The organism is Paenibacillus silagei (assembly GCF_017874735.1).
Classification (GTDB): Bacteria; Bacillota; Bacilli; order Paenibacillales; family Paenibacillaceae; genus Paenibacillus_AQ; species Paenibacillus_AQ silagei.
This window is the reverse complement of record NZ_JAGGLV010000016.1, coordinates 89,965-108,137: the sequence shown is the minus strand read 5'-3', so window position 1 is coordinate 108,137 and position 18,173 is coordinate 89,965. Positions and strand designations below refer to the sequence as shown.

Annotated in this window: 10 protein-coding genes; 1 reads left to right on the top strand and 9 read right to left on the bottom strand. The window is 57.5% G+C overall.

Going from position 1 to position 18,173, the window contains the following annotated elements; all coding sequences use genetic code 11:
* Positions 1-259: 259 nt before the first annotated feature.
* The 8 genes from J2Z70_RS21960 to bglB all read right to left on the bottom strand — a co-directional run bounded on the left by J2Z70_RS21960 (position 260) and on the right by bglB (position 14,782).
* Positions 260-2,539 (bottom strand): helix-turn-helix domain-containing protein, encoded by a 2,280-nt coding sequence (locus J2Z70_RS21960; protein WP_209876775.1) that lies wholly within the window; start codon positions 2,537-2,539, stop codon positions 260-262.
* Positions 2,540-2,621: 82 nt separating this feature from the next.
* Positions 2,622-6,701, bottom strand: coding sequence for an Ig-like domain-containing protein (locus J2Z70_RS21955; protein WP_209876773.1), 4,080 nt, complete (start codon positions 6,699-6,701; stop codon positions 2,622-2,624).
* A gap of 412 nt (positions 6,702-7,113) precedes the next feature.
* Positions 7,114-8,889, bottom strand: a complete 1,776-nt coding sequence (locus J2Z70_RS21950) for a hypothetical protein (protein WP_209876772.1) — start codon at positions 8,887-8,889, stop codon at positions 7,114-7,116.
* 32 nt (positions 8,890-8,921) lie between these two features.
* Positions 8,922-10,586 (bottom strand): extracellular solute-binding protein, encoded by a 1,665-nt coding sequence (locus J2Z70_RS21945; RefSeq protein ID WP_209876770.1) that lies wholly within the window; start codon positions 10,584-10,586, stop codon positions 8,922-8,924.
* 56 nt (positions 10,587-10,642) lie between these two features.
* Positions 10,643-11,518, bottom strand: a complete 876-nt coding sequence (locus J2Z70_RS21940; RefSeq protein ID WP_209876768.1) for a carbohydrate ABC transporter permease — start codon at positions 11,516-11,518, stop codon at positions 10,643-10,645.
* A gap of 16 nt (positions 11,519-11,534) precedes the next feature.
* Positions 11,535-12,518, bottom strand: a complete 984-nt coding sequence (locus tag J2Z70_RS21935) for an ABC transporter permease (protein WP_209876766.1) — start codon at positions 12,516-12,518, stop codon at positions 11,535-11,537.
* A 154-nt stretch (positions 12,519-12,672) separates the two neighbouring features.
* The gene (locus J2Z70_RS21930) at positions 12,673-13,725 is read right to left on the bottom strand and encodes an SGNH/GDSL hydrolase family protein (RefSeq protein ID WP_209876764.1); all 1,053 of its coding nucleotides are present in this window, start codon (positions 13,723-13,725) and stop codon (positions 12,673-12,675) included.
* Positions 13,718-14,782 (bottom strand): beta-galactosidase BglB, encoded by a 1,065-nt coding sequence (bglB, locus tag J2Z70_RS21925; RefSeq protein WP_209876762.1) that lies wholly within the window; start codon positions 14,780-14,782, stop codon positions 13,718-13,720. Before bglB ends, J2Z70_RS21930 begins: the two co-directional genes overlap by 8 nt.
* A gap of 308 nt (positions 14,783-15,090) precedes the next feature.
* Between bglB and J2Z70_RS21920 the strand changes: the two genes are divergently transcribed.
* A complete protein-coding gene (locus J2Z70_RS21920) occupies positions 15,091-15,891 on the top strand; it encodes a polysaccharide deacetylase family protein (protein ID WP_209876760.1) in 801 nt (266 codons plus the stop codon).
* Between the two features lie 731 nt (positions 15,892-16,622).
* Here J2Z70_RS21920 and J2Z70_RS21915 read toward each other — a convergent pair.
* The gene (locus J2Z70_RS21915; RefSeq protein WP_209876758.1) at positions 16,623-17,687 is read right to left on the bottom strand and encodes a hypothetical protein; all 1,065 of its coding nucleotides are present in this window, start codon (positions 17,685-17,687) and stop codon (positions 16,623-16,625) included.
* Between the last annotated feature and the right edge of the window lie 486 nt (positions 17,688-18,173).

The window sequence follows — 18,173 nt, the reverse complement described above, 5'->3', positions numbered from 1 at the left end:
GCACGCAGGCACTGGACCCAATGTATGCGGAAAACAGCATACATGCGCCAACGGTGAATTTGCGAAAATGTGGTGTGTTTATGCACTTCATTCGTGCGCCGATGTTATTTTCCAGAATGGCAGCGACTCAGCAGCAAGCAGACGAACAAGACGGCCCGAAACCCCGGCCGTCTTGTTTCACACCTATACCCCCGTAGCTTCGCCAACTATAACCGGCTAATCGCTGTGCGCCCCGCTCACATCACATGGCCACATGAGCCTAACTCTCCCCATCACCCTCACTATCACCACCATGCAGGGGAATACCCTGGGCTTTGCGGTATTCGCCGGGTGTGATGCCTTCGAGCTTCTTGAAGACGCGGATGAAGGACATGGGGTACAGATACCCCACACGCTCGGCGATGCTCTGCACTGGTTCGGAGGTTCCGGTCAGCAGGCGCTTAGCCTCCTCCATACGCAGGCGGGCCAGATAATCGACGAAGTTCTCGCCGATCTCCTCCTTGAAGATCCGGCTTACCGTCTTGGTGTTCATGGCGAAGCTGTCGGCAACATGGGTCAGGGAGAAGTCGGGGTCCGCGTAATTGCAGCCAATGTATTCGCGCACCTTATTGGCGAGTGTGTACTGCTCCCGGTTCATCCGCAGGCTGCTCAGCGCCTCCTCCATCTCCTCCAGCGAAGAGACCAGTTCCCCGTGCAGCTCCTCAATCCATTCAAAAGACTCCGGTGAATGCGGAATACCCCGCAGCCGTCCGTTATTCCAGATCCCCTTCATCTCCGGCGGCAGCTCCTGCATCTCCCGGGACAGCCCGGTCTCCAGCAGCCTCAGCAGCCGGACGATATCCTCTTTGGAGTAGTTGCCGCCTGCCAGCAGCTCAAAAATCCGCTCGATCAGCGGCTTCCACTCTGTGTTCCCCAGCCGGTACAGCTGGGGAACGGCACCGATGGCCTGGACCAGCACATCCATTCCTTCAGCCGGAGGCAGCGGGCCGGCAGGCGCCGCATAGACGCGGCCTGGGCCAACGGTTATTTTGCGGTCCAACGCCCCCAGGGCCTGGCGGTACGCACCCGATAAGCCGCTGAGACCCGCGGCAGGTCCGCTGATGCCGAAGGTAGCCGTGAACTTGAGATGCTGCTTCACCCAGGACCGGGCAGATTCAGCAATGATCAGCGTCTTCTCTGTGATGTCCGCTGCATCCTCATCCGCAGAGCGGCGGAACAGCAGTCCCAGACGGACCGGTCCGATCCACTCAGTCCACAGGGACACTCCTTCCTTCTCGGAGATCTCCTGAATCACACTGCGCAGGGTGAATTTGAACAATGCCTGATCCCGTGCCGAGTAACCTGAGGCAAAAGCCTCATAGAAATCAATCTCGGCAATGCCCACCACCGCACCTGCGAATTCTCCGTCCATCCCGATCCGTTCCGCTTCCCTGCTCCAGTTATCCGCCGACATCTGGCCGCTGTTCTCCAGCAGCTCCTTGAATAACTGATTCCGCCTGTGCAGAATCCCCTCGGCCTGCTGCTTCTCATAGCTGTTGGTCTGCTCGATCAGGCTCTCCAGCGCATGGCCGATGAAGGCAAATTCGTCGCCTTCCTTGCTCTGCGGCTTCCAGCCGAAGGCACGGTCCTCTCCGAACCTGTAGATCCGGCTCATGACCTGCTCAATCGGACGGTAATTCCGGTGGCTGACATAGGTCATGGCCGCAATCCCGCCAACGACAGCCGCAAAGCCCAGAATGGCCCAGATATTGGAGAAGGCCGACAGCAGCGAGAAGGCCTCCGCCCGCGCCATTCCAACCTTGATCGTCCAGCCGGTATAGGGGGACATCCGGCTAACCGCCCGATCCTGAACCTGCGGGTCAGAACAGGTATCCGCACCTGCAAAAGCAATCCCTCCGGCATCCTTCAGACAGATCTCCGTATTCGCCATGTTCATATCCTGAATCAGCGTCTGCAGAGATTCCTTGCGCACATTAATGACAATCAGTCCCTGCTCACCGGAGAAGTAAGGCACCTGCTCCACAAGTGAAATGACCGACTTCGGCTGGTCCTCCCCGGAGAAAAGCTGCAAGTCACGGATTCCGCTCCAGGTATAGCTCGGGGCATTCCCCATCGCAGTCTTAATAAAGCTGCGGTCCCCGAAGTCCGGCAGGCGGGAGGCGAAATGCTGCATCAGCACCTTGCCGTCGGCTGCGCGGTATAGATAGACCGAATCAATCATCGGCAGCGGCGACATGAAATCCAGCAGCACCTCCGCGACCCCGTAATCCTGATAAGGGTCAAGCTTCCCCGGCCGTTCGAAATAACTGCCAACCTTCTCATCCAGCAGCAGGCTTTTGATCGTGGTGGTCTCCAGGTTGCGCAGGGTGGTGTCCACAATCTGCAGCACATTTTCCGCGTACACGCCGTTTGCCTGAGCCGTCTGTCTCTCCATCGCTTCATTTAAGGTCAGGAAGAATAGAATAATGAGGCAAAATACTACGGCAAACAGAATCGGCAGGTAGGAAAGAATCAGTCGGTACAGCCATTTCTTATGCATCGGTGTCATCCCCTGTAAGTCCAGATGTTGGCTATCTCATTAATGATATGGGCTGCGCACCCGGATTCATAAGCTTATGCTGTCAATCTCCCAGCTCCGTGCTCGCATTGCGGGAGACCAGCCCGAAGTACCCCGCTTCACCAATCGCCCCTGCGGCGGTATCCAGATAATTAAAGATCTGCACCCCGTCCACCTTCAGGATCAGACGCACACCCCCGGACTCTTGAAAAGCGCCCAGCTGAACGCGGCTCTGCACCCCGAAGGTAATGGCTGTATTCGGAATCGCCGGCCCGCCGAGGCTGGTCAGGCCGTCAATCTTGCCGTAGATCACAGTTCGTACCCCCTCGTTGAAGCGGTGCAGCTCGATGCCCGATGTCCCTATGACCACCAGATACATGCTGCCGGTGCTATAGCTCAGCTCCTTGCTCTGGTTATTGAGCATCAGGGCGTACCAGTTGGTAGAGGCTGCGCTGTCATTGATCTTCATCTTGAAATCCAGCAGCTCATTCTGGTACTTGCGGTTCTGGTAGATGATATGCCCTCCGGGGGCCCTCAGCGTAAGACTGTCTTGCCCGGTCTCCTTCAGCCCGTTCGCCGTTGCCGATACATACCAGCCATCAGGGTCTTGCAGTTCCGCCGTCAGGGGATGTTCGTATTGGCTGGCCTCATTCCACACCTTAACTTCATATTGCCCCTGGGTCATGGTGCCCAGATATTCGGCCGATAACGTGAGGGTAGCCGAGCCGGTCTGATGCCCCGTCAACAGGCCGGTGCCGCTTACGCTGACGACGGAAGGATTGCTGCTGGTATAGGTGACTTCCTCCAGCTCCTCGCGGTTGCCGAACAGCGTCTCGCCGTAAGGCTGCAATTGCAGGTCGGTGCCTTCACGGATATACGCCACATTGCCGTCATGCCCCTCCATGCGGACCGTGGCTAAGGTATCGCCCACAAATACATCCGTTGTGATTGTCCGCAGAATGGAGCCGTTAATGATGTTCACGATAAGCTTCGTCTGTCCCTGGGTCAGTCCGGTGACCACGCCCGCGCTACTAACCGAGGCTACGGCCGGATCGAGAATGCTGTAATGGAAGCTGCTGGTTTCCTTGCCCAGCGGCTGGTCTTTGCCGTTCATGGCATGGACGGAGACCTGTCCGCTGCCGCCTGCGGTCAGCTTGAGCGGATCAAGCTTCCAGCGGCTGACCTGCCCTTCTGCTGCAGAGGCATATTCCGGCTCCAGACCGGCCTGATCAATGATCGAGCGTGCCTCCTGAGGCCACTCTGCATCCGGCCGGACCGTATTGTTCTCAAATAGAACATTGCGCCCGTTGTTGGTATAGCCGTCTGTAGTTGTATAGTTGTTCACGAAATCCACATCATGGATGGTCGGCACATACGCCATCGCCCAACGGAGCGATGAATGCCATAGCGGAGCATCCTTCAGGTCGATCACATTATGCTCAAATTTCCAGTAGGCGGAGCCTTCATCCGTGTAAAGGGCGGAATTGCCGTCCATCTGGTTGCGGATGTAGTTGCCGCTGACCAGATTTTTGTCCTCTGCGGTGGCTCCGGTTGGTCCAAGACTGTAGATAGCGCCTCCGTCACGCAAGCCCATTCCCATAAGGTCATAGATCAGGTTATCCTGAATCTTCACGTTCCGGGTAGCTGCGTCGAACAGCTTATCCCAGCCATAACCGACATGAGTTCCGCTGTAAGGCAGATTGTACATTTCATTATGACTGATATCCATGTCCACCGGATACCCGGCGGATACAGCGGAAGCCGATTTGTAGTCAATACCGATGTCGTGGATCACATTGTTCAGCACATCATTATTCTTCATCAGCAGCCTGTGGTCTGCAGGATGGTAGATATTCCGGTCGGAGGAATTCGGCTGCCCCACATTCAACGCACTGCCAGAAATATCATAGAAGCGGTTGCCCTCAACCTGGCTGTTCTGAACCCCGTTCTGCATCCGCACCGCCGTAATGCCGAGCTTGGTGAACTCATTGTTGCGGAAATTCACCGTGTTGGCCAGCTCCAGCATTACCGCCGCATCGGTCAGCTCATCGGGGATGGACGGATAACGCAGATGGTTATTCTGTGAATCGGAATGTCCCGCCGCCGTACTCGGGCGGTTCCAGGTGGTGTACATAAATTTCAGGCCTTCAAAATTCAGATTGCGCACCGGTTCGTCAGCAGATACACCATACACTGTGGCGAGCTGCTCCAGTACCGGAACCACAACCCCGGCCGTGGACAGATCCTCCCAGGCACGCGGTTTGTAATACAGCATACCTTCATTCCGGTTATAGTACCATTCCCCGGACTCATCCAGCAGCTCCATAGCATTCTCGTAATAGACGGGCACAGTCGCCGAGGTTAATCCCCGGTTAAAGACCGCGCTCCGGCCCGGCTCCTGCAGGACTATCTGTGCTTTGCCGCCTGAAGCGGTTACCGACTCTACCTTAATCCGGGAATTCGTCCACAGCTCATTGAATACCAGCTCCATATCGGACGTATTGCTCCACCCGGCCAGCTCCGTATTATCCGAGGTATAGCCGGTTGCCGTCTTCAGCGGATTCACGAGTCCCGCTATGCTCCGGGCCCGGACTGCCCGGATACCATCCACGAACAGCTGCCTTGTCTGAAGGGCAGTTCCGACATTCGCCCGGTAGATGCCCTTGGCGCTGTCGAACACCGTCCAGCCTGTGACGGACCGCCCGCCGCTGATGGCCGCCTGCTCCCCGGGATAGCTGCGGTGGGTGACAAAATATCCGTTCGTCCCGGAATCCTCCGGTGTGAATCCCAGCGGTTCAGTCAGCGTGTAGGTCCCTTCCCGCAGATTGACGATGATGTCAGCGTCCATATCCTCATTCAGCTGCCGGACCTCGGCCTGCGCCCGGGCAATCGTCCGGAAGGGCGAGGCTTCCGTGCCGTCATTGTTGTTGTCGTCCCCGCCCGGAGCGACATACAGCTCCTGTCCGGTAGTCCGTCCGGTCACAGTAACCGCTGCTTCGGCGCGGACAGTTCCGGTCTCATCCGTGACGAACACGGTAGTTGTTCCGGCGCTTACCCCCGTCAGCTCCCCGTAGCGGTCAATCACGGCGATGCTCTCATCCTCCGTTCCCCACAGGATGCCTGTATCCGTATTGTCTTCCGGTGTTACTGTTGCCTGTAACAGCACACGGGAGCCTGCGGGAACCGCCCGCTGAAGCGGAGCCAATACAATATCCGTGATCGGATCTTCGTAGACGGCTACCGTAGCGGTTACCGCCGGAAGCGCTTCGTTCGGCTCGGCCGTAACGGTCGTCACCCCCTCACGGATGCCGGTAACCAGACCGTTGGCGTCCACAGTTGCCACCTCCTCGCTGCCGGTGGACCAGGCTGCAGTCTGATCCGTTGCATCTGCAGGTGTGAACTGGAGCGGCAAGGACAGCTTCTCCCCTCTTCGCAGCCCGTAAGACTGCTGGGAGAAGGCTGCACTTACCGCCTGCTTGTATCCGCTTACAATAAAATCGTCAAAACCTATCTTGCCGATGCTGTCCTTATAAAAACCCATGTAGAATAAGGCTAACGCTCCTCCCTCGGCCATTGGCTCCTTCGTCAGCAGACGCTTGCCGTCAATGGACAGATCAAAGGTATGGCTGCCGCTGTCGAGGGCCACCCGTACGTCATACCACCCCCCTGCCGATATTGGCAGTACGGAGGTCCATGATCCGGCACCTTTTTTCATATAACTGAACGCACCATTATTAATGGCAAATTTCACCAGCGTCACAGAACCGCTCTGCGGGGTGGGCAGGTAGATCACCGCTCCGGTCTGCTCCGCTCTGAACGAATAGCTTAACAGGCTTCTGTACGTAACATCCGTAACGGATCTGCTTATAATGTAGCTGCCCGCTGTTTTGGCTGCCTGCTGAATCTCCAGCAGCTTGCCGGCGTAGCCTTCCCAGGTCTGTACAGCAACGCTCACCCCCTGCGGCGGCGTCTTGATGGTCCAGCCGGCCGGCTTCGCACCGGGACTATAAGATTCAAAGGTCTCCTCCAGCTTATAATTACTATCCGCCCGGGCCACAGAACCAAGGTCTGCCGGGAGCAGACCCATCAGCAGAACCAAAATGATAGCGTATACAAAATACGGTTTCCGACTTGATTTTCTCATAATAGCCACCTTTCCGTAGGGAAGCAAGTATAGTGTTCCGGTAGAGCATCCGAAGTTAAGCAGTGAATTCATTCCATAGATGCAGCCCATAGATACGGAAATAATTAAATGCGGCCTCTATGGAGTTGCGTTCGACGCGAACATTCAGCGATAGTTGTACTTTGTACATTTAAAAACGGTGAACAGGCAGGATTTCGTCTTCTAACTGCAGTCTGTACAACTAAATTCACCCAAATGGGTGAGAAGCGGGGTATAGGGGGATTTTAGTTGTACGAAATACAGCTAAACGTATATTCGGCGGTACATTGGGCGATTTACTTGTACAAAGTGCAATTAAGTATGGTGCTCCCGCCCCCGTTTCCGCTTGCATCTCAATCGGGGCACGGCAAACCTTGCCGCTTGAACCGCGTGGTTAAGGGGCGTATGGATCAACGGTGAGCTGAACCGGGGGCTGGTCGCCCGCAGTCAGCACAATGCTGCGTATAGAGGCCCACGGCTCGCGCGGCACCTCCCGGTCATCCCTCACCGTATCCTCAATCGTCACCGTATCGAGCAACCTCTGGATATCCGCTGACTCCGCTGCTTCGTCCAGACATACCACCGCCCAGCCCGCTTCCAGGCGGGGCAGTGCCAGCATCGTGCTGCTGCCGGAGTAGAGAATCTGGCGGAGCCTGATCCGTCCTTCCTCCCGCACCACCGTAACAGGCAGTACGGCGTGAGCTTCCGCCTTGGAGTCCAGGCCGCTGAGCGCCGTGACCGCTACCGCGCAGCCCGGGTAACGCATCACCAGCCATTCCCTGTCCCCGGCAGTATTCACTACAGCTTCCACCTCGCCGTCATAGCGGTGGATCAGCCATTCATCGGCAATCTCCGCTGCCCGGTTATGCACCCGGGTCATCGAGCGGACCACCACCAGCGCATTCCCCTGCTGGGCGGAGCGCGTCTCCACCTCCGGGTACAGCGGCTCGGCGAACAATGCGGGCATCAGATAGGCGCTGCGGTACTCCTCCGCCGGATGCGTCCGCACGGCTGTGGAATCATCCACATACCAGCGCAGATAGGACACCTGCTGATCCCGCACGCTGAAGCTGACCGGGAAGCTCTGCCAGCCCAGCCCCCAGGACGGATGCTGGTAGCTGCCCGGCATCACCGGGAAACGGTTGATGCTGCCCAGCCGGGTATGCTGCCCGATCCAGGTATAGGAACGCGAGGCATCGAAGATCCGCTCCTCACGAATCCGCGGGACCGGCAGCGCAGCCGGGGCGTTCTCCCGGGGCTGCAAATCTGCCGCAAACAGCAGGAACCCCGCCATATCGTTAAGGGAAAAGGTCTGCTCCGCCAGAGCGCTGACCCCGGTCACACCGGCAATCGTCCACAGCAGGCTCTGCCGCCAAGTCTCTCCCCGGAAGTTATAGCTGCGGATCGAGGGAACGAATTCCTCTCCGTCATGGAAGAGGAGCAGCCCTTTCAGAGCATCCATCTGCACAGACAGCCGCCCGGCCAGCTCACGGTCATGCTCCCGCAGCACAGAACCGGCAATGCTCAGCGCGTTCATCATCACCCCTTGATAGACAAGGCTGATATTCTCTCCCCAGCCCCAGCCCCGGCGGACCGTATATTCCTCCCACCGCTTGAAATAGGCAGTTGCCGTCTGGAGATACTCAGGTTCTCCGAGGAAGTGGGCCACCGCCAGTAGCATCGCCCCGTCGCTCATCGTCTTGTTCGGGTAGAACAGCTCCGGTGTCCGGCATTCTCTGGAGAACCAGGCTGCCGCATGACGGAACATCCGCTGCATCACCTCCAGATGACTGGCCGGGAATACATCCGGCTTGCAGAGGCGTACTGCCACAAGCGGCATAAGGATAAAGAATGCCGCATTCGAATCCTGAATGACGCCCTCCTCCCGGTACCAGAGGAACCCTCCGTAATCCGGGTGCTCCGGGTCAGTGAATTGCAGCGCGGCAATCGCTTCGAGCATCTCCAGCCCTGCCGCTTCATCCAGCTCTCCCAGCAAGGTGCCGTAAGCATAAAATCCGGCCGAGAACCGGGCCTCATGGCAATACGGCAGCTGAGCGACCTGCCGGGTATGCCCGGGCCGGTCATAGCGGACCAGCCCGGCTTCGATTACACTATCCGCCGAGGCGGCGGCATAGCTTTTTTCGAGAATCTGTCTAACCTCATGCTTCAACGCTGCCCGCCCCCTGTGCTTGAATTCATCTGTTACTCTACCGTGCTCAATTGCTTGCCCATTTCATAAATATCCTTCAGCATAATGGCATCCGCTTTATGCTCCTGATACCAGGAGGCATAGAATTCATCGACCTTGGTTCCGCCTGCCTTCTCCCAGATGCCCTTGGCTTCTTCAATGAACTGGTCCACCGAAGCCGGATCGGAATTCACGATGGCCTGCATGGCCCGGTCGAGAATCGTTTTATTCGCATTGGTGTTGATCTGGGTCAACTCCTGAGGCAGCAGCGGCAGGAAGGCCTTCTGCGTAATGCCGACAATCGGACGGTCAGGGTTCAAATACAGCTTCTCGGCCATTTCATAGATTGCGATAAAATCCTGCTCCGCCGGTGTAGGGTTCACCTTGTTCTTCAGCCCGTAATTCTTGCCAATAAGCGGGGTGAGCATCCCCATATCGCGGTTATACTCCAGCTCCTTCTTGTTCTTCTCCGGGTCGATCACCTCGGCACGGCCATCGGCGGTTTTCTTGTAATGGACCCCTTCGATCCCGTTCTGGATCGTGGTGGTATAGGTCTCTGTCACCATGAAATCAATCATTTTCATGACGGACTCAGGGTCCTTGGCCGCTGCATTCACCATACCGGTCATCTGGATCGGTGAGGTCAGCGTCGGGCTGAACTGGCCGAATTCCGTCGTTGGCAGGGCAATCGGAATCACCTCGGCCTCCGGGGAGTTCTTCTTAAGTGTCTCATAGGTGCTGACATCGGCCCCGTTACCGCCGTAAATGCCCAGCTTGCCGGAGATCCAGTCCTGCTTCTGCTTCTCGCCGTTCTTATCGGTCACGAAGTCCTTATCCACCACCCCGGCCGCATACAGCGCCTTCTGGAAAGAAACTGCTGCCTTAATTCGATCCCAGTCATGCACCACCTGGTCATTCTCCAGTACCCATGGGTACTGGTCTTCGCCGAACAGCGTGAACCCGGTGCCGAACATGTTGTTCAGAATAATGCCGGCCACGAAGCTGAGCCCGGTCCCGTACGTATCCGCCTTGCCGTTGCCGTCGGGGTCCTGCTCGGTGAACGCTTTGGCCACATTCAGCAGTTCCTCCGGCGTAGTGGGCACCTGCAAATTCAGCTTCTTCAGCCAGTCATTGCGGATAAACAGATAATGCTGCGGACCGAACTGGACCGGGCGGCCCACCGTGTACAGCTTGCCGTCCGCCATCGTGCCTGCCTTGCGGAGCGCCGGATACTTCTCCAGCATTGCCTTATATTCCGTACTGCTGCCTGCGATCAGATCATCCAGCGGAAGGAGCTGCTTCTGGTTGTAGAGCTGTCCCTGGTAAGCGGTATCAAATTCAAAGATCAGGTCGGGGGCCGACTTCGACGCGAACAGCACATTGAACTTCTGCAGGGATTCAAAACGCGGAACCGTAATGTATTTGACATTCACCGGCCCGTTCTCATTGACCCACTTCGTCCAGCGGTTGTCGTTCATCGTTCCCTCTTCTGCAGGCACCGTGCCCCGGTCATATAATGAGACGGTGATGGACCCGCGTTTCCCGGAGGTGCCTTCCTTGCCCCCGTCTGCGCCCTGCGTGGCGGCATTATTGCCGCCGCAGCCTGTGACAGCGATTGCGAGCATCAGTGTAGCTGTACCGGCAGCGCTTTTTTTGCTAAGCCAAAGTGGTTTGGACATATGAATGACCCTCCTATTGTGGTGTTCTTGTACATGCGGACATGAAGAGTGATGGCTCAGCCCTTGATCGCACCGATCGTTACGCCTTTGACAAAATACCGCTGCAGCAGCGGATACACGATCAGCATCGGAATGACCATCACCATAATCCCGGCAGCCTTGATGCCCTCCGGTGTAATATTGACCACCTCCTGCGAGTTCATGGTATTCAGCTCCTGCAGGACGGACTGGCTCTTCACCATCTGCTGGATAAGAACGGTCAGATTGATTTTCTCCGGGCTGTTCATGTAGATCATGACATTGAAGAAGGAGTTCCAGTAATACACGCCGTAAAAGAGTCCGATCGTCGCCAGTACCGGCAGGGACAGCGGCAGAATAATCCCCGCCAGCAGCCGCCATTCACCGGAGCCGTCGATTCTGGCCGCCTCGATCAGCTCCTCCGGAATGTTCTCGAAAAAAGACCGCATGATCATCATATTATAGGTACTGACCAGAGCCGGGAGCCATAGGGCTGCGTAGGAATCCACCAGACCGAGACTGCTGACCACGAGATAGGTCGGAATCAGTCCGCCGGTGAACAGCATCGTGAACACAATCGCCAGCGTCAGCGTGCGTCTTCCGTAGAAATCACGGCGGGACAAGGGATACGCGGCGAAAATGGTGAACAGCATACTGGCCGCCACACCGACCAGGGTAATCAGCAGGCTGTTGCCGAAGGCGCGCACTACCGGCGTTCCTTCAAAGAGCATCGTGTATGAGCTCAGCGTGAAATCCACCGGCCACAGGGTGACAAAACCGGAGAGCACCGCGTCCTTGCCGCTGAGGGACAGGGAGGCCAGATGGAGCAGCGGCAGCAGACAGAGAATGCCTGCGAGCGTCAGCAGCAGATAGTTGAAGCCGTAGAATATTTTTTCACCGTTTGTACTTTGCATAGATAGTGTCCTCCTGTTACCACAAGCCTTTGTTAAAGCGCCGGGCAATGGCGTTGGATATCAGCACCAGGGTCAGTGCCACGAGAGAATCGAACATCCCCAGGGCAGCCGTCAGGCTGAACTGCCCGCCCTGCAGTCCAATCGCATAAATATACGTACTTATAACCTCGGAGATCCCCGATACAATCGAGTTCTGCAGCACGTACACATGGTCGAAGCCGACCTCCATCACCCGTCCCATAGCCAGAATCAGCATAATGACAATAGTCGGGCTGATCCCGGGGAGCGTAATGTTGCGGATCTGCTTCCATTTGCCTGCCCCGTCCATACTCGCCGCTTCATAGAGGCTGGGATCAATGGAAGTCAGTGCCGCCAGATAGATGATTGCGTTGAAGCCCGCATCCTTCCAGATGCCCGAGCCGAGAAAGATGGATACCCAGGACCACTCCTTGAAAAGGAACGGAAACGGCTTGCCGAGCAGCTTCTCGACCAGCACATTGGCTACCCCGGTCTGGGCGAAGATCGTCACCACCAGCCCGCCGACAATGACCCAGGAGAAGAAGTAAGGGAGGTAGACGAGGGTCTGGACTGATTTTTTGAACCACTTGTTCCTGACTTCATTCAGCATAATCGCCAGGGCAATCGGGAACGGAAAGCTGACCAGCACGGATAATATACTGAGCACAAGCGTATTTCGGATAATCTGCACCGACTGCGCCTGGGTGAACAGATTGGTGAAATTGTCCATGCCGACCCATTGGCTGCCCCATACTCCCTCATAGAAGGTATAATTCTTGAAGGCAATGACCAGTCCCAGCATGGGCGTGTATTTGAAAATCATATAGAATGCGATCACCGGAACGAACATGACCCACAGAGGAACATTGTTCTTGAATCGGCGGGTCTGCCAAAAGCGCCTGCGGCTGCTTCCGCTCTGCCGTGAGCTCTGCCGCGAAGTGTCCAGCCGCAGCACCGCTTCACTTCTTGTATTCGCTTTCATCTCGGTGCCTCCTTTCGCTTGCGTGTTGTGCGTGATTGGGTCTTGCGATGGAGCTGAAATGGCCGATTTCATGTCCTCACCATAGCCGCTTCAGCGGGTTAGGGCAATATTCAGTTTTTCTGTTAATCGGCGCGAACCCTTATACCGCCTGGGGTTACAGAATTCCGGCCAGCTCCCGGGCCAGATTCTCACCCATCCGTATATGTCCCTCATCCCCCGGGTGAATCAGGTCGCAGGACAGCCCGGCCAGATCATCCAGCACCCGGCTTCCTTCGATCAGGCTCAGCTTGGGGCGGGACAGACGCTGCACATGACTTCGCAGAATGTCGTTGAACTGAAGATCCTTCTCTGCGATTCCGCTGCCGGGGAACACCGCAAAGTTGGGATACATCGTGATCACCGCTACCGGCTTCCCGGGATGTCTGCTCACCAGCTGGTCAAGCAGGTAGCCGCTCCGCTCACGGAATTCATCCGGCGACAGGTGGTCACGCATATTCACGCCCAGCTCCAGCGTCATGAAAGACCAGTCCTCCTGTGCCGCAAGATAGTTGCTCATCTCCCGTTCACAATGGCAGGAGCCGCTCATGCCGAGATTGAGTACATCGGCAGCCAGCCTTCTTGCCGCGTGGGCAATATACGGCAGGCTGCTATTCTCTCCATACGTGATGGATGAGCCGTAAGCAATCCAGCGTGTGCGGGGAATCTCCCCTTCCACCGGCGGGCGGAGCGGATGGCCGAAGGTCTCGATGCCACAGACCACACAGGCATAGCGTCCGAAGCAGATCCGCCATACCTCCGGCGCGAAGCCCGCTTCCATCAGCAGCTCACGCTCCGCCATCGCCAGACGCGGCGGTTCGCTTAGCTGGAGGGTGCGTATGCTCCCGGCCTGAAGCTCATGCCTGGAGTGGAACAGCCCGCCCTTGTATACCGTTACGCTGCCACCCGTCTCCGGCAAGGTCAGCGTGACACGGATATTCGGAGCCGGTGTGACGAACCTGAGCTCGCAGCCCCCCGCTTCCCCGGCGATGAACCGGCCCCGCTCGTTCAGATGCTCCCTGACGCTGCGGGGAATGCGGCGGAGGTGCACGCCGTAGCCCGCTGCCGGCTCCAGCTCGGCAACATTATGGAAGGCGATCCGGTCCAGCCCCGGCAGCCCCTTGGTGGCGGAATTGATGCTGGCAGAATGGGTGCTGGCGGGATTATACATGCTTCATCGCCTCCACCAGCAGCAGCAGGGCCATGGATTGCCCGTAGGGCATCGGGCAGACCGGAATCTCCCGGTAGTCGTCAAGCGTAGCGCCCATCCCCGTGCCGTAGGAGACGCCCTGCACCACCCCTTCTTCATCGATCTGGCCCAGCACATAATGCAGTGCCGCCATTGCAGGCTTGCGGCAATCCTCAGGCAGCAGTCCTTGCCGCACCGCCTTCAGCATCCCGTAAGTAAAAGCGGCGGTGGCCGAGGTCTCCAGATACGAGCTGCTGTCGTCCAGCAAGGTATGCCATGCGCCTTCCGGGGCTTGCAGCTCTGTCAGCTTGCGTACCTGCCGCGCAAGGGAGGACAACAGGAAGCTGCTCACCCCTGACGGCAGCTCCACCATCTCCAGATAATCCACGAGCCCGGCGGTATACCAGGAATTGCCGCGTGCCCACAGGGCCCGGGCAAAGTGATGGCCGCCCTCGAAGGTCCAGCCGTGGAAGAACAAGCCGGTCACGGGATCGGTCAGATACTTCAGGTGGACGAGAAACTGGCGGATGCTCTCCTGTATACACGCCTCCTCCTTCAGCACGATCCCCATCCGGGCCACAAACAACACCGTCATATACAGCGTGTCGTCCCAGAGCTGCCCGGTATTCGGACTGCCGGTCACTTCATGCTGAAGACCGCCTTCCTCCGTGCGCGGCATATCATGCAGCGCATACTCCAGCCATTCCCGGCACAGCTGCATATAATCCGCGCGCCCGGTCTCCTCTGCCAGATAGCTAAGGGTAAGCATCGGACACATCGTATTAACATTTTTCGCCGGTATGCCTCCGTCAAGCTTGCTGTCGAACCAGCCCGTCAGGTAGTGTAGAATCTCCTGCTCCCCGGTTTCCCGGTAATATCTGTATAAGGCAAATAATCCAACCCCCTGGGGCCACTCCCAATTGTCCATAGAGATGATGCCGATGGGTGCGGTTTCATGAATGGAGCCTCTCATATCCTTCATCCGCTCAATGACGCGGGCGATATGGCCTTCGAGTACTGTCCGTGATACTGCTTCCATAATGCTCCTCCTTCTGCAATGTCCTGTTCTGAACCGGAAACCTGTAGCCTGAAACCTCAAACCTGGAACCTGTAGCCTGAAACCTCAAACCTCAAACCTGTAGCCTGTTCCCGGCTGTTTAGCTGTTCGCAACCCCAGTGTAGTCAAGCGCCGCATTGCCGTCCATTAACAAGAATCTTGCTAATCGCTTTCACTTCTGGCATTGTTCATAATAGAGCTGTATTCCTCAGTTGGAGGAGTACATGAGTAGAAGGAGTACATGCTCACGTTCTAATTCTGTATAAAGAAATCTGGGAGGGTAACAGGAAATGAGAATCAAGTTTGATCTTTTCCCCGGCGGTGTCACTAAAGCGCTCACATTAAGCTGGGATGATGGAAGAATCCACGACAGACGTCTTGTGGAGATCCTTAACCGGCATGGGCTGAAGGGATCCTTCCATTTGAATTCGGGGTTGTTCGGCAAGGAGGGCTACATCTCACAGGACGAGGTGGCCGCGCTCTATGACGGGCATGAGATTTCCGCGCATACCAGCACACATCCTTTCCTCACCATGACCCCGCGCGAGGGGATCGCGGATGAGATTCTGACCGACCGCAAGGCGCTGGAAGCGCTGGCCGGTTATCCGGTAAGGGGCATGTCCTATCCGTTCGGCAATTACGATGATCAGGTGATCGCCTTGCTTCCGGCTCTGGGTATTGAATATTCCCGCACGGTGAATTCCCACCGCAGCTTCAGCCTGCCGGACAACCTGCTGGCCTGGCATCCTACCTGCCATCACAAGGAGATGCTGGCCCTGGGCAAAAAGTTCCTGGAGGAGAAGCCCCGCTTCTCGCATATGCAGCTTCTCTATGTCTGGGGACACAGCTATGAGTTCAATGACGATGACAACTGGCAGGAGCTGGAGCAGTTCGCCGCTGTGATGGGCGGCCACGAGGACATCTGGTATGCCACCAATATCGAGATCGTGGACTACCTGTCCGCGCTGCAGGGACTGCGCTTCTCGGCTTCGCAGGAGATCGTCCATAACCCTTCGGCAACGGAGGTATGGGTCTCTGTGGGGGATGAAGCCCGCCACATCCCGGGCGGGGTGACGGTGAAGCTGGGGTAGGATTGGAGTGAGACTCGGGAGCTGAATGAGGGCTAGAGAGCTGAATAGAGAGAAAATTCGGGGGAGACTGTGGCTAAACTTGGACGGTGGCTAGGCTGAGATTGGGGCTGGGCTGAGACTTGGGGCTGTCGTTGAAACTGAGATTATAGATGTAACTGGGGCTGTGACAATGCAGTCAACTAGTTCCAATCCCGATCAGCCCCCACCGAGCCGCCACAAGAGTCCTCCCTTCACCCTCAGCACAGCCACAGCTATAACTCTAACCGTGCCGTGCCTGAGTAACGTGTATGCGGCATACTTAATTGCACTCTGTACATCTAAATCGTCTGTTGTACCGCCGAATGATCGCTGCGAATGAAAACTTGGAGCTCCAAGCATAGCCGCATTACGCCGCAAAATGGAGTGAGCTTCCCTAATCATATGAATTTAAAACACATTACTTAAAACACATGAGATAAATCATACGACATAAAACACACCTATAAGTTAGTTTAAAAACCCGATTCCGCGCAGCCCCAGGGCTTGGCGAAATCGGGTTGTTGTTGGTTGTTGAGGTTTGTTGTGGGTTTTCGAGTGTTTTGCGGGTATTTCGTTGGCATACGTTTGTGCAGATGGTGGAGAATAGAGCGCTGTATCAGTCGTTGCCTGGCCGATCCCGCTACTCGCGGCAGACCAGACAGTGTAGGCAGGCCAGGCCGCCGCTACTGCCAGCTACCACCAGATACTTCCACCTACTGCCAACCTCCGGCGGCAGCATCAGGATGCTCCTGCCTCGCTATCCAGGTGAGGCAGGCCGCCCGCAGCAGCGCGTCGGTCCGCTGGGCCGCGCCGCAGAAGACCCCGCTCAGGCCGATCTCATACAGATCGGCCAGCGCGTACGCCGCCGGTGCCCCCGCGGCGAGCACTGCCGCCGCCGGCCGCACCCGGCGCACGGCGGCCAGCACCCCAGCCGCCGCCTGCGCGAAGCCCTCGGCGGCGTTCTCCCCGGGCGCGGCCTCCTCCGCCGCGCCGTCCAGCACCAGGAAATCGGCGATACGCGCGATTTCCCCTGCGGCAGCCGGCCCCACATCGGGCGCGAGCAGCGCCCCGATGCGGCAGGCTGCCGCATAAGCGTGGCCGAGAGTCTGCTCGGCCACGCCCTCAATGAATTCGCGCTGCGCCGCGAATTCCTCCAGGCTGGCGGGGTACGGCGCCAGCAGGTCAATGCGGCTGTCGCCGCCCAGCCGCTGGCTGTGCAGGGCGGCGGCGAACAGCGCGCCAAGCTGCGCATCCTGCAGCGTGGCCAGCCGGTCCGGGCGGGCGGCGAGCTCCGCCGTGTAAGGCAGAGTGACTGCGGCCCATACGCCGTCCGCCGACTCCAGGAGGTCGGCAGCAGCAGCCCGCAGCCGGTGATAGATCCGCTGCAGGATACGCTCAGCCTGCACCGGCTCCTCATCCCCGCACGACATCCAGCGCGAGTAGAGCGCCGACAGTTCCGGCTCGTGCAGCCATTCCTCGCCCCGGATCAGGCAGGGCCCCGCAGGGTAGACGCCGGGCGGCTCACGGCGGACAGTTCCGTCCCCCCTGCCCTCGCGCAGCACCAGGAAGGCCTGGCGCTCCCCGGGACGGCGGATATACGTGCGGCTCGTACTCACGTTACTCTTGCGCCGGTCCCCCTCAGCAAGAAATTCCGCTGCGGCGGAGGCTACAGATGCGGACTGGCTCATCTCTGCACCAGCCGCCCGGCCACCGGGGTCAGACTGGAACGGATGCTCCTCATACTTTGGACCCTCATTCTGCTGGCGTTCAACCTTCATCCTCGCACCCACCTTTTCTCACTAGGATTACTGCCGTGCTGTTCCTCTCAGGACTGCTGTCAACACCTCACATGCTTCATTCTATAGTTACGGGCAATGATGCTGAAATATGCAAACGGTATCAAATGAATGCGGCTGCGGCACCTTATCCGAATGGGTAGTGGACACGGTGGGGCGGCGAGTTGAGGGAAGTACGCGAGTTGGAGTAGGCGGGCGAGTTGAAGTCGGTGAGTAAGCTGGAGTAAGTCGGGCGAGCTGGAGTGGGTGAGTAAGCTGAAGTAAATCGGGCGAGCTGAAGTGAGTGAGTAAACTGAAGTAAGTGGAGCGAGCTCAAGTGGGTAGGAAATAACTTTCACATATTTTGTTGTCAGTCTCTAATGGCTTTGAACTGGGGTTCGGGTTCGGGTTCGGGTTCGGGTTCGGGTTCGGGTTCGGGTTCGGGTTCGGGTTCGGGTTCGAGCTAGGCTTCGAGTTCTGCTTTTGCTT

What these genes read in the sequence shown, in the direction of transcription:
- bglB (WP_209876762.1), bottom strand. Translation starts at nt 14,782, where the DNA reads ATGGAAGCAGTATCACGGACAGTACTCGAAGGCCATATCGCCCGCGTC.
- J2Z70_RS21920 (WP_209876760.1), top strand. Translation starts at nt 15,091, where the DNA reads ATGAGAATCAAGTTTGATCTTTTCCCCGGCGGTGTCACTAAAGCGCTC.
- J2Z70_RS21960 (WP_209876775.1), bottom strand. Translation starts at nt 2,539, where the DNA reads ATGCATAAGAAATGGCTGTACCGACTGATTCTTTCCTACCTGCCGATT.
- J2Z70_RS21935 (WP_209876766.1), bottom strand. Translation starts at nt 12,518, where the DNA reads ATGAAAGCGAATACAAGAAGTGAAGCGGTGCTGCGGCTGGACACTTCG.
- J2Z70_RS21930 (WP_209876764.1), bottom strand. Translation starts at nt 13,725, where the DNA reads ATGTATAATCCCGCCAGCACCCATTCTGCCAGCATCAATTCCGCCACC.
- J2Z70_RS21915 (WP_209876758.1), bottom strand. Translation starts at nt 17,687, where the DNA reads ATGAAGGTTGAACGCCAGCAGAATGAGGGTCCAAAGTATGAGGAGCAT.
- J2Z70_RS21955 (WP_209876773.1), bottom strand. Translation starts at nt 6,701, where the DNA reads ATGAGAAAATCAAGTCGGAAACCGTATTTTGTATACGCTATCATTTTG.
- J2Z70_RS21945 (WP_209876770.1), bottom strand. Translation starts at nt 10,586, where the DNA reads ATGTCCAAACCACTTTGGCTTAGCAAAAAAAGCGCTGCCGGTACAGCT.
- J2Z70_RS21940 (WP_209876768.1), bottom strand. Translation starts at nt 11,518, where the DNA reads ATGCAAAGTACAAACGGTGAAAAAATATTCTACGGCTTCAACTATCTG.